The following is a 23,049-nucleotide window of genomic DNA, read 5'->3' on the forward strand; positions in this document are numbered from 1 at the left end:
CACGTAATGGCCTAACGGAGGAAACGCGATGAAGGTCCAGATCGAAATCGACTGCACGCCCGAGGAGGCGCGGACCTTCATGGGCCTGCCCGATGTCGGCAAGGCGAACGACGTCTATGTCGATACCATCACCAAGGCGATGAAGGGCGCGTCCAATCCCGAACAGATGGCGCAGTTCGCCAAGCAGCTCGCGCCGATGGGCCAGATCGGGATGAAGATGTTCCAGAGCTTCGTCGAAGGCGCGGCGGCCGGCAGCCAGGGTGGCTCGCGCGGCGGCGGCAAGTCGGGCGACTGACGGGCCACCGGGCGCAATGGATACGATCTTCGCGCTCTCGAGCGGGCGGCCGCCTGCCGCGATCGCGATCGTCCGTATCAGCGGCCCGAAGGCGGGCGAGGCGCTGACGGCGCTTTCCGGCTCCCTCCCGGAACCGCGGCATGCAAGCCTGCGCCAATTGAAAGACCGGAAGGGCGGGGTGCTGGATAGCGCACTCGTCCTGTGGTTCCCGGGCCACGCGACCGCGACCGGCGAGGATCTTGCCGAACTTCATCTGCATGGCGGATTGGCCGTCGTTCGTGCCGTCGAAGAAGAGCTGGCGAAGCTCGATGGCCTTCGTGCAGCACAACCGGGCGAGTTTACCCGCCGCGCCTTCGCCAACGGCCGGATCGACCTCGCCGAGGCGGAGGGCCTTGCCGATCTGCTTGAGGCGGAAACCGAATTGCAGCGCCGCAATGCCATGGCGCTCGTGGGCGGGGCGTTCTCGCGGCAGGTCGAAGGCTGGCGCGAACAGGTGCTGTCGCTGTCCGCCGAGGTCGAAAGCGCTCTGGATTTCTCCGACGAAGACGATGTCGGCGAGGCCGATATCGATTTCGGTGCCAAATCGCGCAATCTTGTCGATGAATTGAGTGCCTGGCTGGCTCGTCCCTCGGCCGAACGGCTGAAGGAAGGTTACCGCGTGGTCCTTGCCGGCCCGCCGAATGCCGGAAAATCGTCGCTCTTCAATGCCTTGATCGACGACGAGGCGGCAATTGCAACCCCCATTCCGGGCACGACACGAGACGTTCTCGAGCGTCCCGTTTCGATCTCGGGCGTGCCCTTTACCTTTGTCGATACGGCAGGCCTGCGTGACGACGGTGACGATCCGATCGAGCGGATCGGGATCGAACGCGCGCGAGCCGAGGCGGCGAGGGCCGATCTCATTCTCTGGCTGGGCGATGAAGGGCTGGGACCGGATCGTGCGGTCGAGGTCGAAACGAAGATCGACATAGCTGGCGGCCGGGCAAAATCGAATGCCGAGTTTCGCGTATCTAGCACGACGGGGGAGGGTATCGATGCTCTTCGGACGGCGTTGGTCGAACGCGCGATGCGCTCGATGCCGCATCCGGGAGAACTGGCAATCCACCGCCGTCAGCGCGAAATCCTAGGCGAAGCTCATGAGGCGCTATCCTCTCTCGGGCAGCAACAAGACCTGTTGCTCGTTGCGGAACTGCTGCGTCAGGCACGGATCGCTTTCGATCGCCTGATCGGCCGTGCTTCGACCGAGGATATGCTCGACGCTCTGTTCGGGCGGTTCTGCATCGGAAAGTGAGCGATGGCGGGAAAGTGTTTCACGTGAAACATCGCTTTGACGATTTCCTCGCCGGGCGCTAATCGGCGCTCCATGCACTCCTACGAAATCATCGTAGTCGGCGGCGGACATGCCGGCGTCGAGGCGGCCTGTGCGGCTGCCCGCATGGGTGCGCGCACGGCCCTGGTCTCGTTCGAACGCTCTGCCATCGGCGCGATGAGCTGCAATCCGGCGATTGGCGGGCTCGGCAAAGGCCATCTGGTGCGCGAAGTCGACGCCCTGGACGGGGTCATCGGACGCGCTGCGGACGCAGGTGCGATCCACTATCGGATGCTCAATCGTTCGAAGGGCAGCGCAGTGTGGGGTCCGCGCGTCCAGGCCGACAGGCGCCTTTTCAAGGCGGAAGTCCAGCGCATCGTCGATCGGCAGGCCAACCTCGATATCGTCGAGGGTGAAGTGGCCGAACTCATCCTCGAAGGCGGCCGCGCAATGGGTGTGCGCCTCGCCGATGGGAGCGAGATTTCCGGCAAGGCAGTGATTCTGTGCACCGGGACCTTCCTCGGCGGAACCCTTTTCCGCGGTGAAGAGCGGATGACCGGGGGCCGTATCGGCGAGAATTCCGCACAAAAGCTCGCGGCACAGATGCGCGAGGCAGACCTGCCCATGGCGCGCCTCAAGACGGGGACACCGCCGCGGCTGAAGGGTGCGACCATCGACTGGGCGCGTCTCGAAGTGCAGGAATCGGACGGGGAGGGGTGGACCATGTCGCCGCTCTCCAAGGGGCGCCCGAACCCGGAGGTGTTCTGCGCGATCACCCGCACCAACGAGCGCAGCCACCAGATCATCCGCGACAACCTCCACCGCTCGCCGCTCTTCAGCGGGGCGATCGATGCGCAGGGGCCGCGTTACTGCCCTTCGATCGAAGACAAGATCCACCGCTTCGGCGACCGGGACGGCCACCAGGTATTCCTCGAGCCGGAAGGACTGGCCGACGATCTGGTCTATCCCAACGGTATCAGCACCTCGCTTCCGACCGACGTGCAGCTCGCGATGCTGCGGGCGATGGAAGGGCTGGAGCGGGTCGAAATGGCGGTCCCGGGCTATGCGGTCGAATATGACCACGTCGATCCGCGCGCGCTGACGAACGGCCTCGAATTGCGCGCGATTCCGGGGTTTTATTGTGCGGGACAGATAAACGGCACGACCGGATACGAAGAAGCGGCTGCCCAAGGGCTTGTCGCCGGAATGCACGCTGCGGCGAGTGTGCTCGGCAAGGAGCCGGTGAAGCTCGATCGCGCGAATTCCTATATGGCCGTAATGGTCGACGATCTCACCCTGCATGGTGTGACCGAACCCTACCGCATGCTCACCGCGCGCGCCGAATATCGCCTGCGCCTGCGCGCGAACAATGCGACGACGCGTCTGACCCCCCTTGGTATCGAGGCGGGGTGCATCGGGGAGGAGCGGCGCGCGTGGTTCGAACGGCGCGAGGACCTGCGCGGCAGGCTCACAGCGAATCTCGCCGAGCAAGTCGCTGCGACCGAGCTTGCTGATCAAGGCTTACCGGTTCGCAGGGATGGCGGGCGCAAGCCGCTTTCCGAATGGCTGCGGTTCGGCGGGATCGACCTTGAGGCACTCGCCCCTTGGGTGAGCGACGAATTCGCGCAAAACCCCGAGCTAGCCGAAGAGCTGGTGGAAGATGCGGCATACGCCCCCTATCTCGAACGGCAGGAGGCAGAATTGCGCGATCTCAGGGCCTCGTCCAGCGTTCGCCTCGACCCCGATTTCCCCTTCGGCGACGTACCGGGATTGTCGAACGAGATGGTCGAGCGCCTTAGCACTGCCAAACCCTCGGACATTGCTGCAGCCGGGCGGGTGAGGGGCATCACCCCCGCTGCTCTCTCCGCGCTGCTGGTCCACGCCCGCCGCCGCGAGCAGCGTGCCGCGTGAGTATTCTGACGACAGAAGCTGCCGCCAGGGACTTCGTCGCGGGTCTGTGCGACGAGGACGCCTTTGCGAAGCTCGAGCGCTTTGCGGAGTTGTTGCTATCTGAGAACGCACGCCAGAACCTGATCGCCAAGCCGACGGAAGCAATTTTATGGCAACGGCACATCGCGGACAGCGCCCAGCTGCTCGAGCATGTTTCACGTGAAACAACCGATCCGTGGCTGGACCTTGGTTCAGGCCCTGGCCTCCCCGGCCTCGTGATTGCAATCATGAGACCCGAAACACCGGTCGTTCTGGTCGAATCGCGAAGAAAAAGAAGCGATTGGTTGGTCGAAACCGCCCAGGCCTTGGGCCTCGCCAATGTCAGGGTCGAAGGCAAGCGTCTCGAACTGGTGGAGACGTTTCAGGCCGGGACAATCAGCGCGCGCGCCTTCGCCCCGCTACCGCGTATCCTCGACCTATCCGCAAGGTTCTCCACAATCGACACGCTCTGGCTGTTGCCCAAGGGGCGGTCGGCAAAGCAAGAATTGGATGACCTGCCGAAGCGACTCAGGCAAAAGTTCCACGTGGAACAATCGCGGACCGACGCTGAGGCAGGAATAATCGTCGGCCATTTGGGCAAGACGGCGCTCGCGAAGCTCGATGCGAAGCGCGCCAGAGGAGGGAATTGATGATCACCATCGCGATCGCGAACCAGAAGGGCGGGGTGGGCAAGACCACGACCGCAATCAACATCGCGACCGCCATGGCTGCAACCGGTTGGAAAACCTTGCTTATCGATCTCGATCCGCAGGGCAATGCCTCGACCGGCCTCGGCCTCGACGCTGCGCACCGTGAAGGATCGACCTACGACATTCTTGTCGACGAAGTGCCGCTTTCCGACTGCATTCACCCGACCGATATCCCGGGGCTCGACATCGTGCCGGCGACGGTCGATTTGAGCGGTGCCGAAGTCGAGCTGGTTTCAGTCGAAGATCGTACAGCGCGCCTGCACGCGGCCCTCGCAAACCACCAGGGGCACGAGATCTGTTTCATCGACTGCCCACCCTCGCTCGGCCTCCTGACGCTGAATGCGCTTGGCGCGGCCGATACGCTGCTCGTGCCGCTTCAGTGCGAATTCTTTGCGCTGGAAGGGCTTAGCCAGCTTTTGCAGACCGTCGAGCGCGTCCAGCAGCGCTTCAATCCCGATCTCGGGATCGTCGGCGTCGTCCTCACCATGTTCGACCGGCGCAACCGCCTGACCGACCAGGTTGCGGACGACGTGCGAGATTGCCTTGGCGAGCTGGTTTTCGAGGCAGTCATCCCGCGCAACGTGCGCCTGTCCGAAGCGCCGAGCCACGGCATGCCGGCGCTGATCTACGATCACAACTGCGCGGGGAGCCGCGCCTATATCACGCTGGCGCGCGAATTGATCGGCCGCCTGCCCGAGAGGAGGAAAGCCGCATGAGCAATCCGACCGATCCGATCCGTTTCTCTGTCCCGTCGCGCAGTGCGGCGGACAAGAAGAAGAAACTGGGCAAGGGACTCGGGGCGCTTCTCGGCGAAACGCGCCGCGAAGAGCCGCTCGTCAGCGAACGCCGTCCTGCACCGGCCAAGGGCGATGAGGCCGCAACTTCGCCCACCTCGGGCCTGTCGTCGCTTCCGGTGTCCGCCATCGAACCGCTGCCCGGCCAGCCGCGCCGGTTCTTCGACGAGGACGCGCTGAGCGAACTGGCGGCCTCGATCGAGGCGCGCGGTGTCATCCAGCCGATCATCGTGCGACCGCTTGCGGGTGGCCGCTACCAGCTCGTCGCCGGCGAGCGCCGCTGGCGCGCAGCGCAGAAAGCGCGCTTGCACGAGATTCCGGCGCTGGTGCGCGATCTGGAAGAACGTGAAGTCATGGCGTTGGCCCTGATCGAGAACATCCAGCGCGAAGATCTCAATCCTGTCGAAGAAGCGCAGGCTTATCAAAGACTTGCCGATGACGAGGGGATGACCCAGGCGGAGATCGCCAAGCTCGTCGACAAGTCGCGCAGCCATGTCGCGAACTTGCAGCGCCTGCTCGGCCTGCCGGACGATGTCCTCGCGCTGGTTGCCGAGGGCAAGCTCTCCATGGGCCATGCGCGTGCGCTGATCGGGCATGACGATGCGCTGGCGATCGCGCGTGAGGCCGTGGCGAAGAAACTGTCGGTGCGCGAAGTCGAAAAGCGCGTGCGCCAGGGCGCGACCGAGACCAAGCGGGCGACGCGCACGTCGCGCGATCCCGCGAAGGATGCCGACATTGCCGCGGTTCAGGCACATCTCGAGGAATTCCTCGGCCTGCCGGTCAAGATCAAGTCCGATGCGGACCCGCGCACCGGTGCGGTGACCATCCGCTATCGCACGCTCGATCAGCTCGACCTGATCTGCCAGCGCCTCACCGGCGGCGACATCTAGCGCTGCAATAAGCCCTGCGCAGGCCCGAAACGCCAAGCGGCGGGGGATAGAACGTGCCTGCGCGGTCCGTTCGCTTGTCGCGTGAATCGCGCAAACCTATGCTTTCGCGCGTCGCAATGCGCCTGCCGAACGCCCGGCAGGTGGGATCACGAGAGCCACGCACGCCTTGGTCGTATTTCGCCGCCTTCCCCGTCCCAGCCGCTGGAAACGGCTTTTCGGCCGCTCGCCGGAATTCCGCGCGCTGCTGTGGGAATGGATCGTGCCGCTGCTCTTCGCCGCTGCACTCGCCGCCGCGAGTGTGGCGGGCGCATTCCGCCTGTCGGACGGCTATTTCTTCGACCTGGTGACCGGTTTCGAGCCGGGGCGCGACCCGAAGGTCGTACTGGTCGAGCAGGACAAGGCCTATCTCGCACGCGGGGCAGGCCGGCACGCCGAATTGGCCTCTGCGAGCAAGGAAGCCGGCGCTGCGGGTATAGGATTCCGCGATGGGCGGGAAATTGCGCCGCGCAACTTCACGCAGACGGATACGGCGGTAACTGCGGGCTTCGGTGCCGAGCCAGTGCCCGCCAGCACAGCCTGGGCGCTCGCAACCGGACCTGAGCCCCTGTCTCCCGCAATCGCTGCCAGCGCGACCCTGATCGCTCCGGCGCAATACGGCATCTATCGCCGCCAGATGCCCGCGATCGAGGGTGTGGACGGTCCGATACCGACATTCGAGACGGCATTGGCCGGCGCCGCGCTGTCCGGTGAGACTTTCTATGTCCGCATGCCGCGCGCGCAGAACATTCCGCGCATCACCGCCACCCAATTGCTCGACCGCAGCTTCGCCCCCGGCGAGCTCGAAGGCCTGCGCCTGCTTGTCCCGCCCGCAAGCGAGGGGGCGCAGGCCAGGTTGACGACACCGCTCGATCCCGGTGCGCGCTCGGTCACGGCGAGCGTTTTCAGCGCCTATGCCGTGCAGGCACTGGCCGAAGGGCGCGCGGTAACGCTCGCGCCGCTCTATCTCGTGGTTCTCGCGCTGGTCGCCTTCTGCGTGTCGACGAGCCTGCTGTTCCGCCGGGTCGATGCCAAGCGCTTCCTCGCGCCGGTCGTTATCGTTGTTTCCTTCGTCGCGCTGGTCTGCGCAGCCGTTTTGCTGGTCTTCGGCAATGTCCTCGCGCCCGTTACCGCGATCGTGACCGGCATCGTCGGCGTGAGCCTGTGGCAGGTCATCCGGCGCGAGCGCATCCAGGACATTCGCCTCAACCGGGTGCTCGAGCGGGCGATCAACCTGTCCTTCGGCCGGGCGGCTTTCCAGGAGCAGCGCCAGATCCCCGCATTCCTGCGCGATGCATCCGATGTCCTCGGTTTCGCGCGCAGCATGGTCCTTGCACGCGAGGGGCAGGGCAAGTGGCAGGTGCTCGCTGCCCGCGATGCCGAACTGGGTGAGCTTGCGCTCGAAACCCGCGCGGCGCGACAGGTGCTGCGGGAAGCTTCGCTCAGGCGGCGCAGTGTTGCCGGGCAGGATGTCGCGCCGTGGGAAGGCGAGACACGCATCGTGTCCCTGTCCGAACCCGACGCGGAAACGGAAGCCTACTGGCTGTTCAATCGCCCGCGCAGGAGCGAAGCGGCACGCGCTCCGCGCTTGGCCGAAGCGCTTGCCCTGAGCGTTCGCCAGATGCAGCGCTGGCGCGACGTGCTGCTCGGCGGGAACAGCCTGACCGATCGCTATCGCCCGGTCGACGAGCGGGTCTCCGCTGCGGCGACGCTGATTACCGTGCAGGGCGAGCAGGTCCGCCAGGGGCTCGATGCACTCGATACGGCGGTGATGGTCTTCCACATTGTCGGCTTCCCGATCCAGGCCAATGCGACGATGGATGCGCTCTACGAAAGCGCCGGGCTTCCGCGAGAAACGACCAGCCTGCGCCAAGCGCTGCTCGCCTTCACCGAGCTGGAGGAAGGCCAGGTCGACGGGATCATCCGCGATCTCGTGCTCAACGGGGGCGAGATGCGCGTGCCGATGCGCGATTTCGGCACGCGCCAGCGGATGCTGCGCATCGCCGCGCCCGACCGGGTGGCGCGCGACTGGGAGCGGGTGATCGTGATGGAAGCAGTCGACATTTCCGAGCTCGACCAGCTCGCCGAGCTTCGCCTCGCCGTGGGCATGTTCATCGACCAGCAGCTGCGCAACGATCTCGAAGCGATCAACCTCGGCGCCGCGGTTGCATCGGACCCGCGCATCGCCGCCGACAAGCTGACCCGCGTCGTCGGCCGGATCAGGGACGTCGCCGCCCGCGCGACCGACCGGCTGGAGCAAGTGTCCGACCTCCTGAGCGAACGGCCCGAAGACATCGCCGGCGCAAGCTATCCGATCGATGCGCGCAAGGCAGTCGCCACCGCGATCGAAAAGGCCGAACCCTTTGCCGAGGAAATGCAGGTCACGATCGGTTCGAAGCTTCCGGGCATCAGCGGCTTCACCGTCGCCGAACCGCAGATGCTGACCGACATGGTCGAGGCGATGCTGCGCCTCGTAATCGCCGATACACCGGCAGGCAGCCAGGTCGACATCCTGCTGGAGGAACTCGACGGAAAGAGCTTCGTGCGCGTTTCCGGCGGGTTCGGAACGCCGTTCGAGCGGCTGATGGCGGCCTTCGATGCAGGTGCGGGCGAAACGCTTGCCGAGTTCCAGATCATTTCCGCCGGCATCCGCGAGGCGCTCGGCTGGGGCGGCGCGGTCTCCTACTGGTCCGCGGTCGGCAAGGGCTACAAGTTCAATATCCAGATGAGGCGCATAGGATGAGTTCGGCCAGGATCCTGATAATCGACGACGACGATCTCCTGTGCGACATGGTCGCCTCGATCCTCGAGCTCGAAGGCTACGAGACGGCTTTCGCGCACAATGGCAAGCAGGGGCTGGCGGCGCTGGAGGAGGGCGAATATGCGCTCATCCTGCTCGACCTCGTCATGCCCGAGATGGATGGCCTGCAGTTCCTGCGCACCGTCGGGACCAAGCATCCCTCGCATCCGCCGATCGTCGTCATGTCGGCCTCGGTCACCGCCGATATCTTCGAGGAAGGCAAGAACATCGGCGTTGCGGGCATGATCAAGAAGCCGGTCAAGCCGGGCCTGCTGACCGAAACCGTGCGCGCCGCGCTGGCCAAGGGATAAGGCTGCGCGATGCGGCACGGATGATGTCATGACGCTGCCGATCTTTCCCGAAGGCGGCCTTGCCAGCTCGGTGATCACCACCGTCTGGGTCGGCGTGTTCGTCCTGTGCTTCTTCAACCTGCGCTTCGGCTGGGTGCTCTCGGGCCTCGTCGTGCCGGGGTATCTCGTGCCGCTGATCATCGTGAAGCCGCTGGCGGCCGTGGTGATCGTGATCGAGGCGATCCTTGCCTACACGCTTGTCTGGGTCTTCTCGGAGAAGATCGGGCGCGGGCGCTATCCGAGCCTGTTCGGCCGAGACCGCTTCATGGGGCTTATCCTTGCAAGCGTGCTGGTGCGGCTGGTGCTTGACGGCTTCGCCTTGCCGGTTGCCGCCGAGTGGCTGGCGACCAACTGGAACCAGCAGCTCGACTGGCGCAGCGACTTGCAGAGCTTCGGCCTCGTCATCATTTCGCTGATGGCGAACCAGTTCTGGAAACCGGGGCTGCTGCGCGGGCTGGGCTCGCTCATCGTCGTGACCGGGCTGACGTGGCTGATCGTGCGCTACGGGCTGATGGAGTTCACCAATTTCCGCATGAGCGGGGTGAGCTACCTCTACGAGAGCCTGTCGAGCTCGGTCATCGCCAGCCCCAAGGCCTACATCATCCTGATCCTCACCGCGCTCTATGCCTCGCATATGAACGTCAAATACGGCTGGGATTTCTCGGGCATCCTGATCCCGGCGCTGATCGCGCTGCAATGGTACCAGCCGACCAAGATCCTGACCTCCTTTGCCGAGGCGATCGTAATCTACATGATCGCCCGTGCGCTGCTCAAGACGCCCTGGCTGGCCAATGCGACGATCGAGGGCGCGCGCAAGATGCTGCTGTTCTTCAACATCAGCTTCGCATTGAAGCTGCTCGTCGGCCATGCGCTGGTGCTGATGGCGTGGGATGTGAAGACGACCGACTTCTACGGCTTCGGCTATCTCCTTTCGACCCTGCTGGCGATCAAGGCGCACGACAAGGACATCTTCCCGCGCCTGATGCGCTCCACCTTGCAGGTCTCATTCGTGGGGGCAGGGGTCGGCAACCTAGTCGGCTTCCTCCTCGCCCTCGCGATACCGGCTGCGACGATCCAGCTTGGGTCGGGCTTCCGCGAAGGGCAGGCGGCGCGGGAGGATCGCCTGTTCGTCGCGGCAGTGGGCGATGCCTATCTGCGCGCGGCGCGCGGCACCAGCGCAGCCCTGACGAGCGAGAATGCCCGCGCGCTCGGCGATACGATCGAATTGCTCGAGGCGGATTTGCCGCCATTGCAGGCAGGGGCTGCCGCATCCGCAGGTGGCTGGTCGGTCGAGGTGCTGGGCGAGCGGCTGGTCGCGATCACGCGGACCGACGGGGAGGGGCGCGACCTGCTGCTGTTCGATCCGCAGGCGACGCGCGACCTCGCGGTGGTGGTCGAGGACCCGACTGCTTTCGCCGGGCTGTCGAGCGCGGCCCGGGTGATCAGGCGCGAGCAGGATGCCCGCTGGCTGATAATCGCCGCGCCCGATGCCCCCGGCACTTTGCCCGGCGAAACGGTTGTCGGCACTTTCGCGCAGAAATCCAAGGCTGGGCGATTGGCTATCCGGGCCGCCGGTGCGGGGCAGGGCGTGTCGCTCAGGCTCGCCGGCGAGGCAGGCTCCGTAGTCGATGTACGTGCGCTGCGGCCGATCCTGGGCGAGGGACGCGTGAGTTTCGATGGCATCGGGCGCTCGCTTGGCGAGAGCACCGTGTTCGGCGGAAGCCTGCTGCTCGACCAGGCAGCCCTGGCGCGACTGCTGCCGCCCGTATCGACGCGGGCACGCGGTGGATGTGTCGCTAACCCCGGTAACGAGGGACAGCCACGCATAACGAACGAAGAGCAACTCGCCTTCCTGCGCTTCGAAGTCGTCGATCCGCTCCTCGCCGATGTCGAGCGCAACTTCCTGACCGCGCCGCCGGCCGCCAATGCGCGCGCCATCGGCATGGCGATCGATCGCTGCACAATCGACGGCGGAAGCTTCATCCGCCTCGCTTCGCTGCCGGCGAGCTGGGACGGGCTCTATCTCTTTGCGCCCTCGGGCGACCCGGGCCTGCTGATCCAGGGTTATCTCCGCCGCGAAGTTCGCAGCACCGAGGCGCGCGATCCCGTGGCCGATCCGGAGCTTTCAGACCGCGCGGTGCGCTTCTTCACGCGTACCGACGCGCGCTACGCCTTCCTCGCCCCGCGCGAGCTGCAATATGACGAGGACCAGTCGCACGCCTTTGGCGTCGTGACGCAGGCAGCCATGCTGGCGCGCGATCCGCTCGAAGGGCAGGTCATCCAGTTCCGTCCGCGCCCGACGCGTGCACCCGGAAGCGGGCGCGCGGGTGAAATAGTCCTCGTCCCCGACAGGGTTTCGCTCGACGGGTCGGGCGAGCGCGATCTTCTCGCATTGTTCGAGCGCGCCGGGATGGAAGCGAGGGTTGCGGGCCGAAGCGAGGCGGATGCGGGTTTCGAAGCCTTCCCCTATCGCGCGCTGCAGGCGGCCCAGCATTTCGCGCAATACAGCTACACGATCGCCTTCGTACCGCGCAGCGAGGAGGGCGAGGAATGATCCGCCTCGGCACCCTCCTGCGGACCATTGAGCTTCTCGCGCTAGCCGCTGTTTTCGTCGCGGGCTGGCTCGCCTTGGGGCGGGACCTCGTCGATCTCGTCACCTCCGAGCGGATCGAAGGGCAGTCGGATGTCACGCCGGATTCGCGCTATCTCGTCTACGCGCTGCAGGAAGAGCGTCCGACGCCGTTCGTATTCTCGCGCCCGACGCAGCTCTTCCGTATCTCTTCGCTGCCGGTCATCGAACGCGAGGCGTGGGAGGCGACGGATAGCTGGAGCTACGGCTATCGCCTCGTCATGCGTGACAGCTCGGGCACTATCGTCGAAACCCGCGACATCTTCTCGCGCTCGCTCAGGCCCGACCGCATCCTGCCCTACAAGCGGCCGATCCGGTTCTTCCGCGGCGACGATGCGCTGATTTCGCTGAGCGACGACCTGGTGGTCGAAAGTGCAACTCCCATCGCATCGGTCGAGATGACCCCGGTCGAGGCGGATGCAGGTGTCGAGCAAATCGCAGTGCGGGTCTACCAGCGCCTGCCCTACAGCGATGCCGCCGCGCGCGCGGAATTCCAGCGTCGCAGCCCCGAAGAGCGCGCCATCTACGGCCGCGCGTCGGCGCTTCCGGCGGATATCCTCTCCGATACCGAGAAGGGCAACATCATCCGCAATCGCTGGCGGATCGTTGGGCCGGCCGGGGTTGCGGGTAGCGATTACACCGTGCGCATCGTCTACGAAGGGCGCCTGCCCGAAGCGCAGGAGGCGCAGCGATGAAACGCGCGCGCTTCTGGGCTATCGCCATGATTGCCGTGGCCGCCGCTTCGCTTCTTGCCGCCGACCTGTTCGGGCCATTCCTTCGTTCGGAGAGCTTCCATCGCCCCGGACGGATCGAGTTCGCGCGGGCGAAAGGACTGTTCGGCGACTGGCTTGCGCCGGGACAGGCGGGCGGCACGCCGGCAGGCTTCGAGCGCGCGGTCATTACCGATATCGAAGGCGCGAAGCTGCTTCGCGAACGTCCGGAGGATTGCCGCGGGCGGGGCGTCTACATGGCGCGCGATGGTTCGGCCCGCCCGCTCGCGATCGTCGCACCGCATCACGGGGCCGACCGCCATACCGGCCCGCTTGCGCTCGCCCTGTTCCGCGAAGGCGATGCGAAGGCGCTCGCCTGGAATTCCGCGCCGCGCCGACCGAGCGAGCGCTGCCCCGGCGGCGGCGATGTCGCGCGCGAGGCGCGGCATCACATGACAGCCTTCTCACTCGCCTTTGCCGAGGCCTTTCCGGGCGGACGGATCGTCCAGATCCACGGTTTCGAGCGGACCCGGCGCGAGACGGCTGCAGGAGCCGATGCGCAGATCATCGTCAGCGAAGGGAGCGATACGCCGTCCGACCGGCTGCTCGAGCTGGCCGACTGCCTGTCGATGCGGCTCCATCCGATCGAGGTGGCGGTCTACCCGATCGACGTGCCCGAGCTGGGCGCGCTCACCAACCGGCAGGGCCGCGCCTTGCGCGAGGCGGGCTTCGACGGTTTCGCGCATATCGAGCTGTCGGCCGAGCTGCGCCGTCGCCTGCTTGGCGACCGGGAGCTGCGCGACCAATTCCGCGCCTGCCTCGAGGACGGCCTCGCATGAGCCGCGCGCAGACTGCCCTCGATCACGCACTGCGGACCGGTATCGCGCCGACGCTGGTCGGCATTTACGACGATATCATCGCGGAAATGGTCGCGGCGAGTTCCAGCGCCGACGAGGGCGGCTGGGCCCCGCATTGCGCCGGTGCGACCGCGTTCGCGCGCACGAAGCTTGCGCGGATCGCCGAGCTGCATTCCGACGCGGCGCTGTTCAATGCGCGCTTCGCCAACGTCTCGGACGAGAAGGAGCGTCATGCCGCCATCCTCGACTTCGCGCGCAAGCTCGGGTCCGAGGGGCGCAGGCTGCGCGGCGATCGCCGGGGCCTGAGCGCCTATTTCGACGACGATGCGGTGCGCGAGCGCTATCGCCGACGCGTGGGCGAGGCCGAGCGGGCGCTCGCCTTCGCGCTCGAGCGGGCCGGGCTGTTCGCAGGACAGGCGCTCGCCAATGGCGAGATCGATGCGCAGTCGAAACTCCTCGCGCAGGACCTCGCGAACCTGCTGGTCGACACGCGCGCCTATCGCGGCGATGCGCGGATCAGGCAGTCGGCCCACCGTGCGCTCAAGCATATCGCCGAACTGTCCTCCGGCACGCTCGACGGGTTCTGGGTCGATGTCGCGATCCGCGATACGCGCCGCGCCGCGCTCGATGCGACCGAGAGCACATGGGCGCAGTGCGATGCCTTCGATACGCTGCTGGCACTCTCGCCGACCTCGCTATTCCCCGTGCTCGACAAGCGGCTCGCTGCGACGAGCGACCGCGGCAATGCTCTGCAGCAGGACAACCGGCTGTTCGTGCGCCGCCACCTTGCGCGCATGCTCGCGCGGGCGGTTGGGGAAGAGGAACGGCTCGCCACCTATCTGCGCCGTCTCGCCAACGACCGCGACGGTGCGGTCAGGCAGGCGGTCGCCGAGAGCTTGCCGCTCATGCCCGCGGAATATTTCGGCGGGCTCAGTGCCCGGTTGCGGGTCGACCGCGATCCGCAGGTGCGTGCCATGCTCTTCGCCGATCCCGAAGCGATGATCGGGACGGGCGGGCTGGATGGCTACATGCCCCATCTCCTGCGCGTGCTTTCACGCGACGAGGAGGAGTTCGTCCTGCGCGTCGCGATCCGCGCAGCGGCCGTGACCTGCGAGATGCTGGCCGAACTGGGCGATCCCGCACTTCGAGCGACCGGCTCCAAACTGCGCGCAGCGCTGGGCGAATTGCGCGAGCGGGTGGAGAGCCAGAAGATCCGGCGCTGGGCCGGCGAGGCTTCGGAACGCATATGGCTCGCCTGCGATGCGGAAGCGTGCGCGCTGGCAAACGAGATCGCGTCCCTTGCTGCACCCTTGCGCGAAGGCAGCGGCCGCTCCGTCCCGCAAATTCGCCAGGAGGTGCGCGGCGATCCCGACAAGGTCGGGCGGGTCCTCGCAGTCCTCGCGCAGGGCGGGTTCGGTTTCGACCTCACCGAAGCGCGCAGACCCCGGCTGATCCGCGGCGAACGCTTCAAGGCGCGGCTCTGGCGCATCCTCTTCGAGCTCGGCATCAGCGCGACCGACAAGCGCCAAGCGTTCCGCCATACGATCGGACGCGATTACGAGGGCACCGTGCTCGCCCCGCCTGCGCGCATGGCGGAGCTTGCGCCGACCAAGGTACCGGGTGAGCCGCTGTTCGTCAGCGCGGAAGGCGGTTGGCGCAACTATCTGCCGCTGCTCGACCATGTCCTTTCGGCAATCGACCAGGGTCGCACCGTGCGCATCTTCACCAGCGAGGGACGCACGCTGATCGTCCCGCCGAGCGGTCTGTTCGCGCGCTTTCGCACCTATTGGAAGATCAGCCGCGATTTCGCGCGCCTGTCGGGCCTGCGCAACAAGGGCGAAGGCTATGCCGAGGCGCTCGCCGCGCATGGCGTGGCGCTGGTCTACGAGCCCTACGAGGAGATGGTGCAGGAAGACGTACCCGCGCCCAGGCCCGACCCGTCCGTGGTCAAACTGTTCGAGCTGGGCGGTTTGCTGCTCGCCGTGCCGGTGCTGCTCGACAATGCGGTGACCTATTTCGCGACCGTCTTCGCCAATACGCTGGTCCAGCTGGGCGCCTTCGTCGCGATAGCCTTCGCGTGGTTCTTCGGACGGCACATTGTGCTTGGCTGGCATGCACGGCGCGTGCGGCGGGACATCCCGCTCGTCCTTGGCGGGTGGGGCACGCGCGGCAAGTCGGGGACCGAGCGACTAAAGGCCGGGCTGATCAATGCGCTCGGCCCGCCGCTCGTATCCAAGACCACCGGCTGCGAGGCGATGTTCCTCCAGGGCGAGCCCTTCGGCGGGCTGACCGAGATGTTCCTCTTCCGCCCCTACGACAAGGCGACGATCTGGGAGCAGTACAACCTGATCTCGATCGCGCGCCGGCTGAAGGCGCGGGTGTTCCTGTGGGAATGCATGGGGCTCAACCCCGCCTATGTCCGCGTGCTCCAGCAGGACTGGATGCGCGACGACATCGGGACGATCACCAATACCTATCCCGACCACGAGGACGTGCAGGGCCCGGCCGGGCGCAACATCCCGGAAGTCATGTGCGAGTTCATCCCGCACGATTCGATCCTCCTCACCACCGAGGAGGAGATGCTGCCGATCCTGCAGGAAGGGGCGGAGAAGGCGAACACACGGCTGCGCGCGGTCAACTGGCTGCAGGCCGGGCTGATCCACGAACGCCTGCTCGACCGCTTCCCCTATGCCGAGCACCCCTACAATATCGCGCTGGTCACCGCGATGGGCGACGAGCTGGGGCTCGAGGCGGATTTCTGCATCAAGGAAATGAGCGACCGCGTCGTCGCCGACTTGGGCGTCCTCAAGATCTACCCGCGCTCGACGATCGACGGGCGGACGCTCGAATTCGTCATGGGCATGTCGGCCAACGAGCGCTTCGGTGCGATGGGCAACTGGGACCGCATGGGCTTTGCCGACCACACGTTCGAGCGCGACCCGGGCATTTTCGTCTCGACCGTGGTCAACAACCGCGCCGACCGCGTGCCGAGAAGCCGGGTGTTCGCGCGCATGCTGGTCAACGACGTCTCGGCCGACCGGCACGTGCTCATCGGATCGAATATCGAGGGGCTCATCGGCTTCATCGAGGAAGAGTGGGACGCCTATGCCGCGAAGCTGACGCTGGTCGATGACGAGAAGGAGCCGCTCGCCATCCTCGACGCTCTGGCTGAAAACCAGCGCATCCCGCATTCGCGCGAGGCGATTGCTGCGCGGATCGCCGCGATGCTGACCGGCCTCGAAAGCCCTGCCGAGACGCAGGAAGTGCTCGCCGCACTGGATGGCGGTTCGCTCGACGCGATGGTGCAGGAACGGGTGCCCGCCCACGCCGACGAAATCGCCGCCCATGCCGCCGAGCTCGGCGAGTTGCACGCGCGCTACGAGAAGTTGCGCGGCGCAATTTCTTCCGGCGGCAATCCGGCTGGCCAGGATGGCGAGATGCGCGCACTGATGCGCGATGCCTTCATGCGCAAGCTCGTGCCCGTGCGCGATTTCTACATGAAGGGCGAGAACATCGTGCGGCTGGTTGCTCGCCAGACGCCGCCGGGCCTCGTCAATCGCATCATGGGCATGCAGAACATCAAGGGGACCGGGCTCGACTGGGTTTATCGCTGGCAGGCATGGGAAACCGTCCACCGCGCCTGCGAGGAAGCGCTGGGCGATGATCCCGCGCTGGTCGAACGCGGGCTGGCGCAATTGCAGACCTTCCAGGAATTCGGCGTGCTGAGCGAGCGCAAGGTCGAGGAAACGGTCGGAGCCCTGCGCAATTCGGACAATCTGCCGCAGGGGTTCGGGCAGGCGCAGCTCGACGGCATTCTCGCCCGGCTGAAGGAGCAGGTTTCCGCGTTTGGAGGCGACGAAACCGCAGATTCGGCCGATTCCGGCGCGAAAGACGGCGTTTTCGCGCGTTTTCGCGGCTATTTGCTCGATCTGGCGGAGGGATTTCTCGATGGCGGCGATGCGATCAAGCGGCGGCGCAAGGCGGACCGGATCTATCGCCTGCTGATCGAGGAGCGAATCAGCACGCCGCGCGCCGCGCTCGAGCTGAAAAAGCTCACATCGCGCCAGAAAGGCGGCTGGTTGGGGGCTGCGCTGGCGGAAATGCCCGCCAGACTGGGCAGAAACTAGAAGCGGTAGCCGATCCGCAGGTCGAGACGCGGCGCATCGGCATCGAAACGCATGTCGTTCGAGTTGCGGAACTCGTAACTCGCCTGCAAGCGCCCGTAGAGACCCCGGCTGCGCCCGTAGGCCAGGCCGATTTCGGGGGCGATCATCGTGTCGCGGCGCCTGTCCGCGGTCGGGTCGTCGGCAACGTAGCGTTCGTCATAGGTCCAGCGGCGGAATTCGACTTCCGGGCGCAGGCGCAGGTTCTTCGCGATCGGCACGCTGTAGCGCACGGCGGCGATCTGCCGGTCGTAGCTGCGGCGCACCGCGGTGCTGTCGATATTCTCGACGCGGAAGTCGGCGCGAATCCAGTGCCAGCTGCCGAGCCGCCGATTGTACTGGGCATCGAAACGCCAGCCATTGCCGGTCGAGCGGGCGAGATCGTCATATTCGCGTTCGCGGTACTGGGCGCGCAGGCGGACGCGGTTCTTGCGGTCCTCCCACTTTACTTCGGCCCGGACGCTGGTCTGGTCCGCCTCGCGCGATTCGAGCGTGACGATGTTTTCCGAGTGTCGCACTTCGACGGCGACCTCGACTTCGTCGGACAGCTCCTGGCGCAGGGTCAGGCCCGCTCCCACGCTTTCGCGGGTCGGGCGGGTATCGTCGGAATAATCGAAGATCGTCGCGTCGAGATCGAACTGGACGCTGGTGCGTCCGTTCTTCCAGGTGAAATCGGCCGAAGCGCTGGCGCCCACGCCGGAGCTTTCGACATCGGTGCCTTCGAACACGGCACGCTCGGCCTGGACTGCGCGAACGGATATGTCGCCCCCGACCTCGATGCCGTCCTTCGCCTGCGCTGCGTGCGGTACGGACAGCGCCGTGCCGATGGCGCACAGGGTCGTAAGCGCATGTTTTTTCAGGAAGGACATGGCGTCACGCCGCCTCCTCGAGCAGCGCGCGCGAACGTTCGAGCGCGTCCTGCAGGTTCTCCAGCGAAGCTTCGCGCAGGATGTCCACGCTCTCGCCAGCCGCATCGCTCAGTGCGTCCTCGCCGAACGCACCTGCCGTACCGGCGAGCTTGTGCAGGAGATCGCGGATGCGTGCGATCGTATCGGAAGCATGGTCGCGAGCGTCGGTCGCATCGCAGAGCAGGGCGAAGGTTTCCGCCTTGCGCAGTTCGTAGCGCATCTTGAGTGCAGCGCGCGGACCGGAAGGGCCGGTTTCGCTCGCAGGCTCGCTTTGCGGCGCCCAGGCGGCGACGGCTGCCGCCAGATCCGCGATCGAAACGGGCTTGGCGAGATAGGCCTGCATCCCGGAATCGGTGTAGGACTGGATCTCGGCCGGATTCACGGCAGCGCTGACTGCGATGATCGGCAATTCCTGCTCGGTAATGCCTTCGGCGCGCAGGCGCTTGGCCAGTTCGACACCGCCGAGCACCGGCATGATCGCATCGGCGAACAGCAGTGCGAAAGGCTTGCCGCGCTCGCGGGCGATACGGATGCGCTCGAGCGCCTCCAGCCCGTCGTCGGCAGTTTCGAGATCGATCCCGACCCGCTGCGCCATGAGCGACATCAGCTCGCTCGCAATCGGGTTGTCTTCTGCCAGCAGCGCACGCGTGCGCGATGCCGCCCGGGCAGGGGCGACAGGCTGTGCGGGAGTGCCAGCATCAAGTGGGCGCGGTTGAGCCATCGAGGCTCGTTTCGCAGCCCATGGTTAATTTGTGCCTAAGAAATTCCCGGGCGGGGAAGATTTACGCGAGCTTAGTCGCCCTTGGCGGGCTTCACGGTCCGCGTCTTCACGCGCTGGGTCTTTACCGGCTCGATCACGCGGCGGCGGGTCACTTCCTCGACCTCGACTTCCTCGTAGACCGTTTCCGGCTCGGTCACATATTCGACCGTCTCGCGAACGATCGTCTTGCGCTCGACCGGGATCATCACCGGGACATACATCACCGGCGCCGGGTAATAGGCATAGCCATAGGCGTAGGGATGGCCGTAGCCCTGGTGGCCATATCCGGCGAGGTAGCGGTCGAGGTAGTCCTCGCAATAATCGCGCGCACCGCCCTCGCGGTCGGCACGATCGACCGCGGAGCCGATCGCTGCCCCGGCAAGTCCGCCGACGCCTGCACCGATGAGCGTTCCGGCGAGCCGGTCGCCATCGGCGATGCGATTGCCGATCAGCCCGCCCGCTGCTGCGCCGAGGACGCCGCCGATGATGTCGCCGTCGCCGCCGCGCTCCGAGGAACGATAGCGCGCACGGCAATCCTCGAGCCATGCATCGCGGTCGAACTGCATCGGCTGCGGCGGCATCGCGTGATGCGGCATCTGCTGGCCGTGAGCCATGTGCGGCGCGGGCATGCTGCGATGGCGGATGATCTCGTAATGCTCTTCGCGCTCATACCCGGCTTCGGGGGCGGTTTCGTACTCGACCTCATATTCATTATGCGCGGCGGTTTCGACTTCGGTCACGGTTTCATAGACCGGTTCCGCACGGCGCAGGGGGATCGCCTTGGGGGAGGGGAGCGGCTGGACCACCGGCGCAGGCTCGAACACCACTTCCGGCATGGGCGCAGGTTCGGCGACCGCTTCGACTACCGGTTCCGCAACGGCCTCTTCGACCGCGTATTCGTAGGTCCGATCTTCATAGGTCATTTCCTGCGCGCTTGCGCTGGTCGCAAGAGCGGCGAGGCTGGCACCGACGGCGAGCGTCGAAATCCGGCGGGTGGTCATGCAATTTCCCCTTGAACATGCTGCACGCATTGCGCGCGTTAAGGGAAAATATACCAAGCGAGCGCGCAGAGTCCCCGCGCTTGGCGCGCAGTGTCCCGTTTCGGGGCGAACTCGCGACTAAATCGCGTTGGCGAGCCGCAGCGCGAGCGCTTCGACCCCGGCTGCATCTTCCTCGTCGAACCGCGCGAGTTCCGGGCTGTCGATGTCGATCACCGCGATCACTTCGCCGTCGCGCTTGACCGGCACGACCACTTCCGAGCGGCTCGCGGCATCGCAGGCGATATGGCCGGGAAAGTCGTGCACGTCGCGCACCAGCTGGGTCTCGCCGGTCGAGGCCGCGGTGCCGCACACGCCGATGCCGAAGGGAATGCGGATGCAGGCCGGACGCCCGGCGAACGGGCCGAGCACGAGTTCGCCGTCGACGACGCGGTAGAAACCCGCCCAGTTGATGCCGGGCAGGAACTCCCACATCAGCGCGGCGACATTGGCCATGTTGGCGACCGCGTCGCTTTCGCCATCGACCAGAGCGCCGGCGGCATCGACCAGCTGGCGATAGCGTTCCGGCTTGGGAAGGTCCGCATCGGGTTTGAAATCGTACATGGCAGTCCATCTAGGGCGCTGCGCCATTGCCGCAAGCCCCGCTTGGCCCTATTCCTCGCGGCCATGACCAGAACGCGCAAGATCATCCTCATCGTCCTCCTCGTCCTGTTCGGGCTCGGCCTCCTCGTCTGGTGGCTGCTCCAGGGCGATACGGCAGAGCTTTCCGTCGACGAGGTTTCGGGCACCGACCCGGTGCTTTCGGCCCCCGAGGGCGAGGCCATCCCGACGGTGAATATCGCCGAGCCGATCGGCTGGCAGGCGGACGAAGTGCCGACGGTCGCCGAAGGCCTGGCCGTGACGCGTTTCGCCGACGGGCTCGACCATCCGCGCGTCCTGCAGGCACTTCCCAACGGCGACATTCTCGTAACGCTGACCCGCGCGCCGAAGAAGGAAGGCGATGGCGGGATCACCGGCTGGATCGCCAACCTGCTGATGAGCCGTGCGGGCGCCGGCGGTGAATCGCCCAACCAGGTCGTGCTGCTGCGCGATGCGGACGGCGATGGCGCGGCCGAAGGGCGCTTCGTCCTGACCGAAGCGGTCGACAGCCCCTCGGGCATGGCGTGGCACGACGGCATGCTCTACGTCGCCAATCACGACAGCCTCGTCGCCTTTCCCTACGAACCGGGTGCGACCGAAATCACCGCCGAGCCGCGCAAGCTGATGGACCTGCCGCCGGGCGGTGGCCACTGGATGCGCAATATCGAGATCAACCCGGCCGGAACGAAGGTCTATGTCGCTGTCGGCTCGGTCTCGAACATCGGCGAGCAGGGTATGGAGATCGAGGAAGGCCGCGCGGCGATCCACGAATACGACATCGCGAGCGGCACTTCGCGCATCTACGGCGCGGGGCTGCGCAATCCCAACGGCCTTGCCTTCAACCCGTGGAGCGGAGAGCTCTGGACCACGGTGAACGAGCGCGACATGCTCGGCTCGGACCTTGTGCCCGATTACCTGACCAACGTTCCCGTCGGCGCGCAGTACGGATGGCCATGGGTTTATTATCGCGACAATATCGACGAGCGGGTCGACGGCCCGATCCCGACCTACGTCACCTCCTATGCGCGCAATCCCGAATATGCGCTCGGCCCGCATGTAGCGGCGCTTGGCCTCGTGTTCTCGCAGGCCGGTCACCGCATGGGCGAGGCGTTCTCGCAGGGCGCCTTCATCGCGCGGCACGGTTCGTGGAACCGCAAGCCCGCATCGGGCTACGACGTGGTCTATGTCGCCTTCGACGAGCGCGGCAATCCGCAGGGCAAGCCGGTGCCGGTGCTGACCGACTTCCTCAACGGCAAGGGCGAGACGCGCGGACGGCCGACCTGGGTCGAGTGGGCAGCCGACGGCTCTCTGCTGGTGAGCGACGATACCGCCGGCATCATCTGGCGGGTGATCGCTCCGGGCGCGGCGCCGGGCGGCGAGATCGTGCGCCAGCGCTCGGAATCGATGCCGCCGCAACGCGAACTGCGCGGCGATCCCTCGGCGGCCTTCACCGACGATTTCGCGCGCGAAGTGCCGATGCCGATCAACTGATCAGGGGTTCGCCAGCGCCTTCCCGGCGCGGCCGGCGATCTCGGTGATATATTGCCACGCCGTGCGCCCTGAGCGGGCGCCCCGCTGCGCGGCCCATTCGATCGCGTCACTCTCGCTCCAGTCGAGGCCGTAGCGCTCCGCATAGCCTGCAACGATGGCGAGATAGTCGTCCTGCGAGCACGCATGGAAGCCGAGCACGAGGCCGAAACGGTCGGCCAGCGCAAGCTCGTCGTCCGCCCGGTCGCGCGCGTGGCGCTGCTCGCCCGCGTCCATTTCGCGCGAGAGGATCGCGCGGTAGTTGCTCGTCACCGCAAGCCTGACATTGTCCGGCCGCGCCTCGATCCCGCCTTCTAGCAGGCTGCGCAACCGGCGCGGGCCTTCCATCGAGCCGGGTACGAAGCCGAGATCGTCGACATAGACGAGGAAGCGGCGTTCAATTTGCGCGAGATCGCGAAAGAGCGCGGGCAGACCGTCGATCCGTTCTGCGGAAAGCTGGATCAGCGCGATATCGCCGATCGCGCGTTCCTGTACGTCGGCGACGACCGAGCGCACCAGCGCCGACTTGCCCATGCCGCGGCTACCCCACAGCAGCATGTCGTGCGCGGCGACGCCCTTCGCATGCCGTTCGACATTGGCGAGGGTTGATGCCTTCTGCCGGTCGATACCGCGCATGAGGTCGAGCGGCGGTGCATCGATCCGCTCGATGCCGCGCGTTTCGGAGCCGGCCCAGACATAGGCCGGGCTGTCCGACCAGCGCGAGGCATCGTCCCGCGCCATGGCT

General features: G+C 66.2%; 18 protein-coding genes. 13 read left to right on the forward strand and 5 right to left on the reverse strand.

The window, feature by feature from the left end:
* Positions 1-28 precede the first annotated feature (28 nt).
* From EO245_RS02500 to EO245_RS02555, 12 genes are all read left to right on the forward strand, one after another.
* Positions 29-295, forward strand: coding sequence for a DUF6489 family protein (locus EO245_RS02500; protein WP_128891451.1), 267 nt, complete (start codon positions 29-31; stop codon positions 293-295).
* Positions 296-311: 16 nt separating this feature from the next.
* Entirely contained in the window at positions 312-1,586 is a 1,275-nt protein-coding gene (gene mnmE, locus EO245_RS02505) for a tRNA uridine-5-carboxymethylaminomethyl(34) synthesis GTPase MnmE (RefSeq protein WP_128891452.1), read from the forward strand.
* 72 nt (positions 1,587-1,658) lie between these two features.
* Positions 1,659-3,515 (forward strand): tRNA uridine-5-carboxymethylaminomethyl(34) synthesis enzyme MnmG, encoded by a 1,857-nt coding sequence (gene mnmG / locus EO245_RS02510; protein ID WP_128891453.1) that lies wholly within the window; start codon positions 1,659-1,661, stop codon positions 3,513-3,515.
* A 2-nt stretch (positions 3,516-3,517) separates the two neighbouring features.
* Entirely contained in the window at positions 3,518-4,183 is a 666-nt protein-coding gene (gene rsmG, locus EO245_RS02515) for a 16S rRNA (guanine(527)-N(7))-methyltransferase RsmG (RefSeq protein ID WP_128893427.1), read from the forward strand.
* A complete protein-coding gene (locus tag EO245_RS02520) occupies positions 4,183-4,959 on the forward strand; it encodes a ParA family protein (protein WP_128891454.1) in 777 nt (258 codons plus the stop codon). Before rsmG ends, EO245_RS02520 begins: the two co-directional genes overlap by 1 nt.
* On the forward strand, positions 4,956-5,927 hold the full coding sequence (locus EO245_RS02525; protein ID WP_128891455.1) for a ParB/RepB/Spo0J family partition protein: 972 nt from the start codon (positions 4,956-4,958) through the stop codon (positions 5,925-5,927). Before EO245_RS02520 ends, EO245_RS02525 begins: the two co-directional genes overlap by 4 nt.
* A gap of 166 nt (positions 5,928-6,093) precedes the next feature.
* Positions 6,094-8,706: a hypothetical protein gene (locus tag EO245_RS02530; protein WP_128891456.1), complete on the forward strand. Its 2,613-nt coding sequence runs from the start codon at positions 6,094-6,096 to the stop codon at positions 8,704-8,706.
* Positions 8,703-9,074 carry a response regulator gene (locus tag EO245_RS02535; RefSeq protein ID WP_128891457.1) on the forward strand — a complete coding sequence of 124 codons (372 nt, stop codon included), beginning with the start codon at positions 8,703-8,705 and terminating at the stop codon, positions 9,072-9,074. The genes EO245_RS02530 and EO245_RS02535 overlap by 4 nt, the downstream gene beginning before the upstream one ends.
* A 28-nt stretch (positions 9,075-9,102) precedes the next feature.
* The gene (locus EO245_RS02540) at positions 9,103-11,667 is read left to right on the forward strand and encodes a poly-gamma-glutamate biosynthesis protein PgsC/CapC (protein ID WP_128891458.1); all 2,565 of its coding nucleotides are present in this window, start codon (positions 9,103-9,105) and stop codon (positions 11,665-11,667) included.
* On the forward strand, positions 11,664-12,437 hold the full coding sequence (locus tag EO245_RS02545) for a hypothetical protein (protein ID WP_128891459.1): 774 nt from the start codon (positions 11,664-11,666) through the stop codon (positions 12,435-12,437). Before EO245_RS02540 ends, EO245_RS02545 begins: the two co-directional genes overlap by 4 nt.
* Entirely contained in the window at positions 12,434-13,291 is an 858-nt protein-coding gene (locus tag EO245_RS02550; RefSeq protein WP_128891460.1) for a hypothetical protein, read from the forward strand. Before EO245_RS02545 ends, EO245_RS02550 begins: the two co-directional genes overlap by 4 nt.
* A complete protein-coding gene (locus EO245_RS02555; protein WP_128891461.1) occupies positions 13,288-17,436 on the forward strand; it encodes a hypothetical protein in 4,149 nt (1,382 codons plus the stop codon). Before EO245_RS02550 ends, EO245_RS02555 begins: the two co-directional genes overlap by 4 nt.
* On the opposite strand, the gene EO245_RS02560 is transcribed toward EO245_RS02555, so the two are convergent.
* The 4 genes from EO245_RS02560 to EO245_RS02575 form a co-directional block, all read right to left on the reverse strand.
* Complete coding sequence (locus tag EO245_RS02560; protein ID WP_128891462.1) at positions 17,433-18,341, reverse strand: hypothetical protein; 909 nt, start codon at positions 18,339-18,341, stop codon at positions 17,433-17,435. The genes EO245_RS02555 and EO245_RS02560 overlap by 4 nt on opposite strands.
* A gap of 4 nt (positions 18,342-18,345) precedes the next feature.
* A complete protein-coding gene (locus EO245_RS02565) occupies positions 18,346-19,101 on the reverse strand; it encodes a response regulator (protein ID WP_128891463.1) in 756 nt (251 codons plus the stop codon).
* A gap of 71 nt (positions 19,102-19,172) precedes the next feature.
* Complete coding sequence (locus tag EO245_RS02570; RefSeq protein WP_128891464.1) at positions 19,173-20,141, reverse strand: glycine zipper domain-containing protein; 969 nt, start codon at positions 20,139-20,141, stop codon at positions 19,173-19,175.
* Positions 20,142-20,258: 117 nt separating this feature from the next.
* On the reverse strand, positions 20,259-20,741 hold the full coding sequence (locus EO245_RS02575; protein ID WP_128891465.1) for a GAF domain-containing protein: 483 nt from the start codon (positions 20,739-20,741) through the stop codon (positions 20,259-20,261).
* Positions 20,742-20,804: 63 nt separating this feature from the next.
* Here EO245_RS02575 and EO245_RS02580 point away from each other — a divergent pair, with 63 nt between their 5' ends.
* Positions 20,805-22,268: a sorbosone dehydrogenase family protein gene (locus EO245_RS02580; RefSeq protein WP_128891466.1), complete on the forward strand. Its 1,464-nt coding sequence runs from the start codon at positions 20,805-20,807 to the stop codon at positions 22,266-22,268.
* Here the strand turns inward: EO245_RS02580 and EO245_RS02585 are convergent, their stop codons facing one another.
* Positions 22,269-23,045, reverse strand: coding sequence for a DUF815 domain-containing protein (locus tag EO245_RS02585; protein ID WP_128891467.1), 777 nt, complete (start codon positions 23,043-23,045; stop codon positions 22,269-22,271).
* Positions 23,046-23,049 lie beyond the last annotated feature (4 nt).

Source organism: Erythrobacter sp. HKB08 (genome assembly GCF_004114695.1).
Lineage (GTDB): Bacteria > Pseudomonadota > Alphaproteobacteria > Sphingomonadales > Sphingomonadaceae > Parerythrobacter_A.

Bases quoted from the DNA above. Each gene is read 5' to 3' on its own strand.
- mnmE (WP_128891452.1), top strand. From the start codon at position 312: ATGGATACGATCTTCGCGCTCTCGAGCGGGCGGCCGCCTGCCGCGATC.
- EO245_RS02540 (WP_128891458.1), top strand. From the start codon at position 9,103: ATGACGCTGCCGATCTTTCCCGAAGGCGGCCTTGCCAGCTCGGTGATC.
- EO245_RS02550 (WP_128891460.1), top strand. From the start codon at position 12,434: ATGAAACGCGCGCGCTTCTGGGCTATCGCCATGATTGCCGTGGCCGCC.
- EO245_RS02545 (WP_128891459.1), top strand. From the start codon at position 11,664: ATGATCCGCCTCGGCACCCTCCTGCGGACCATTGAGCTTCTCGCGCTA.
- EO245_RS02585 (WP_128891467.1), bottom strand. From the start codon at position 23,045: ATGGCGCGGGACGATGCCTCGCGCTGGTCGGACAGCCCGGCCTATGTC.
- EO245_RS02560 (WP_128891462.1), bottom strand. From the start codon at position 18,341: ATGTCCTTCCTGAAAAAACATGCGCTTACGACCCTGTGCGCCATCGGC.
- EO245_RS02575 (WP_128891465.1), bottom strand. From the start codon at position 20,741: ATGTACGATTTCAAACCCGATGCGGACCTTCCCAAGCCGGAACGCTAT.
- EO245_RS02500 (WP_128891451.1), top strand. From the start codon at position 29: ATGAAGGTCCAGATCGAAATCGACTGCACGCCCGAGGAGGCGCGGACC.
- EO245_RS02555 (WP_128891461.1), top strand. From the start codon at position 13,288: ATGAGCCGCGCGCAGACTGCCCTCGATCACGCACTGCGGACCGGTATC.
- EO245_RS02535 (WP_128891457.1), top strand. From the start codon at position 8,703: ATGAGTTCGGCCAGGATCCTGATAATCGACGACGACGATCTCCTGTGC.
- mnmG (WP_128891453.1), top strand. From the start codon at position 1,659: ATGCACTCCTACGAAATCATCGTAGTCGGCGGCGGACATGCCGGCGTC.
- EO245_RS02565 (WP_128891463.1), bottom strand. From the start codon at position 19,101: ATGGCTCAACCGCGCCCACTTGATGCTGGCACTCCCGCACAGCCTGTC.
- EO245_RS02580 (WP_128891466.1), top strand. From the start codon at position 20,805: ATGACCAGAACGCGCAAGATCATCCTCATCGTCCTCCTCGTCCTGTTC.
- EO245_RS02520 (WP_128891454.1), top strand. From the start codon at position 4,183: ATGATCACCATCGCGATCGCGAACCAGAAGGGCGGGGTGGGCAAGACC.
- EO245_RS02570 (WP_128891464.1), bottom strand. From the start codon at position 20,141: ATGACCACCCGCCGGATTTCGACGCTCGCCGTCGGTGCCAGCCTCGCC.
- EO245_RS02525 (WP_128891455.1), top strand. From the start codon at position 4,956: ATGAGCAATCCGACCGATCCGATCCGTTTCTCTGTCCCGTCGCGCAGT.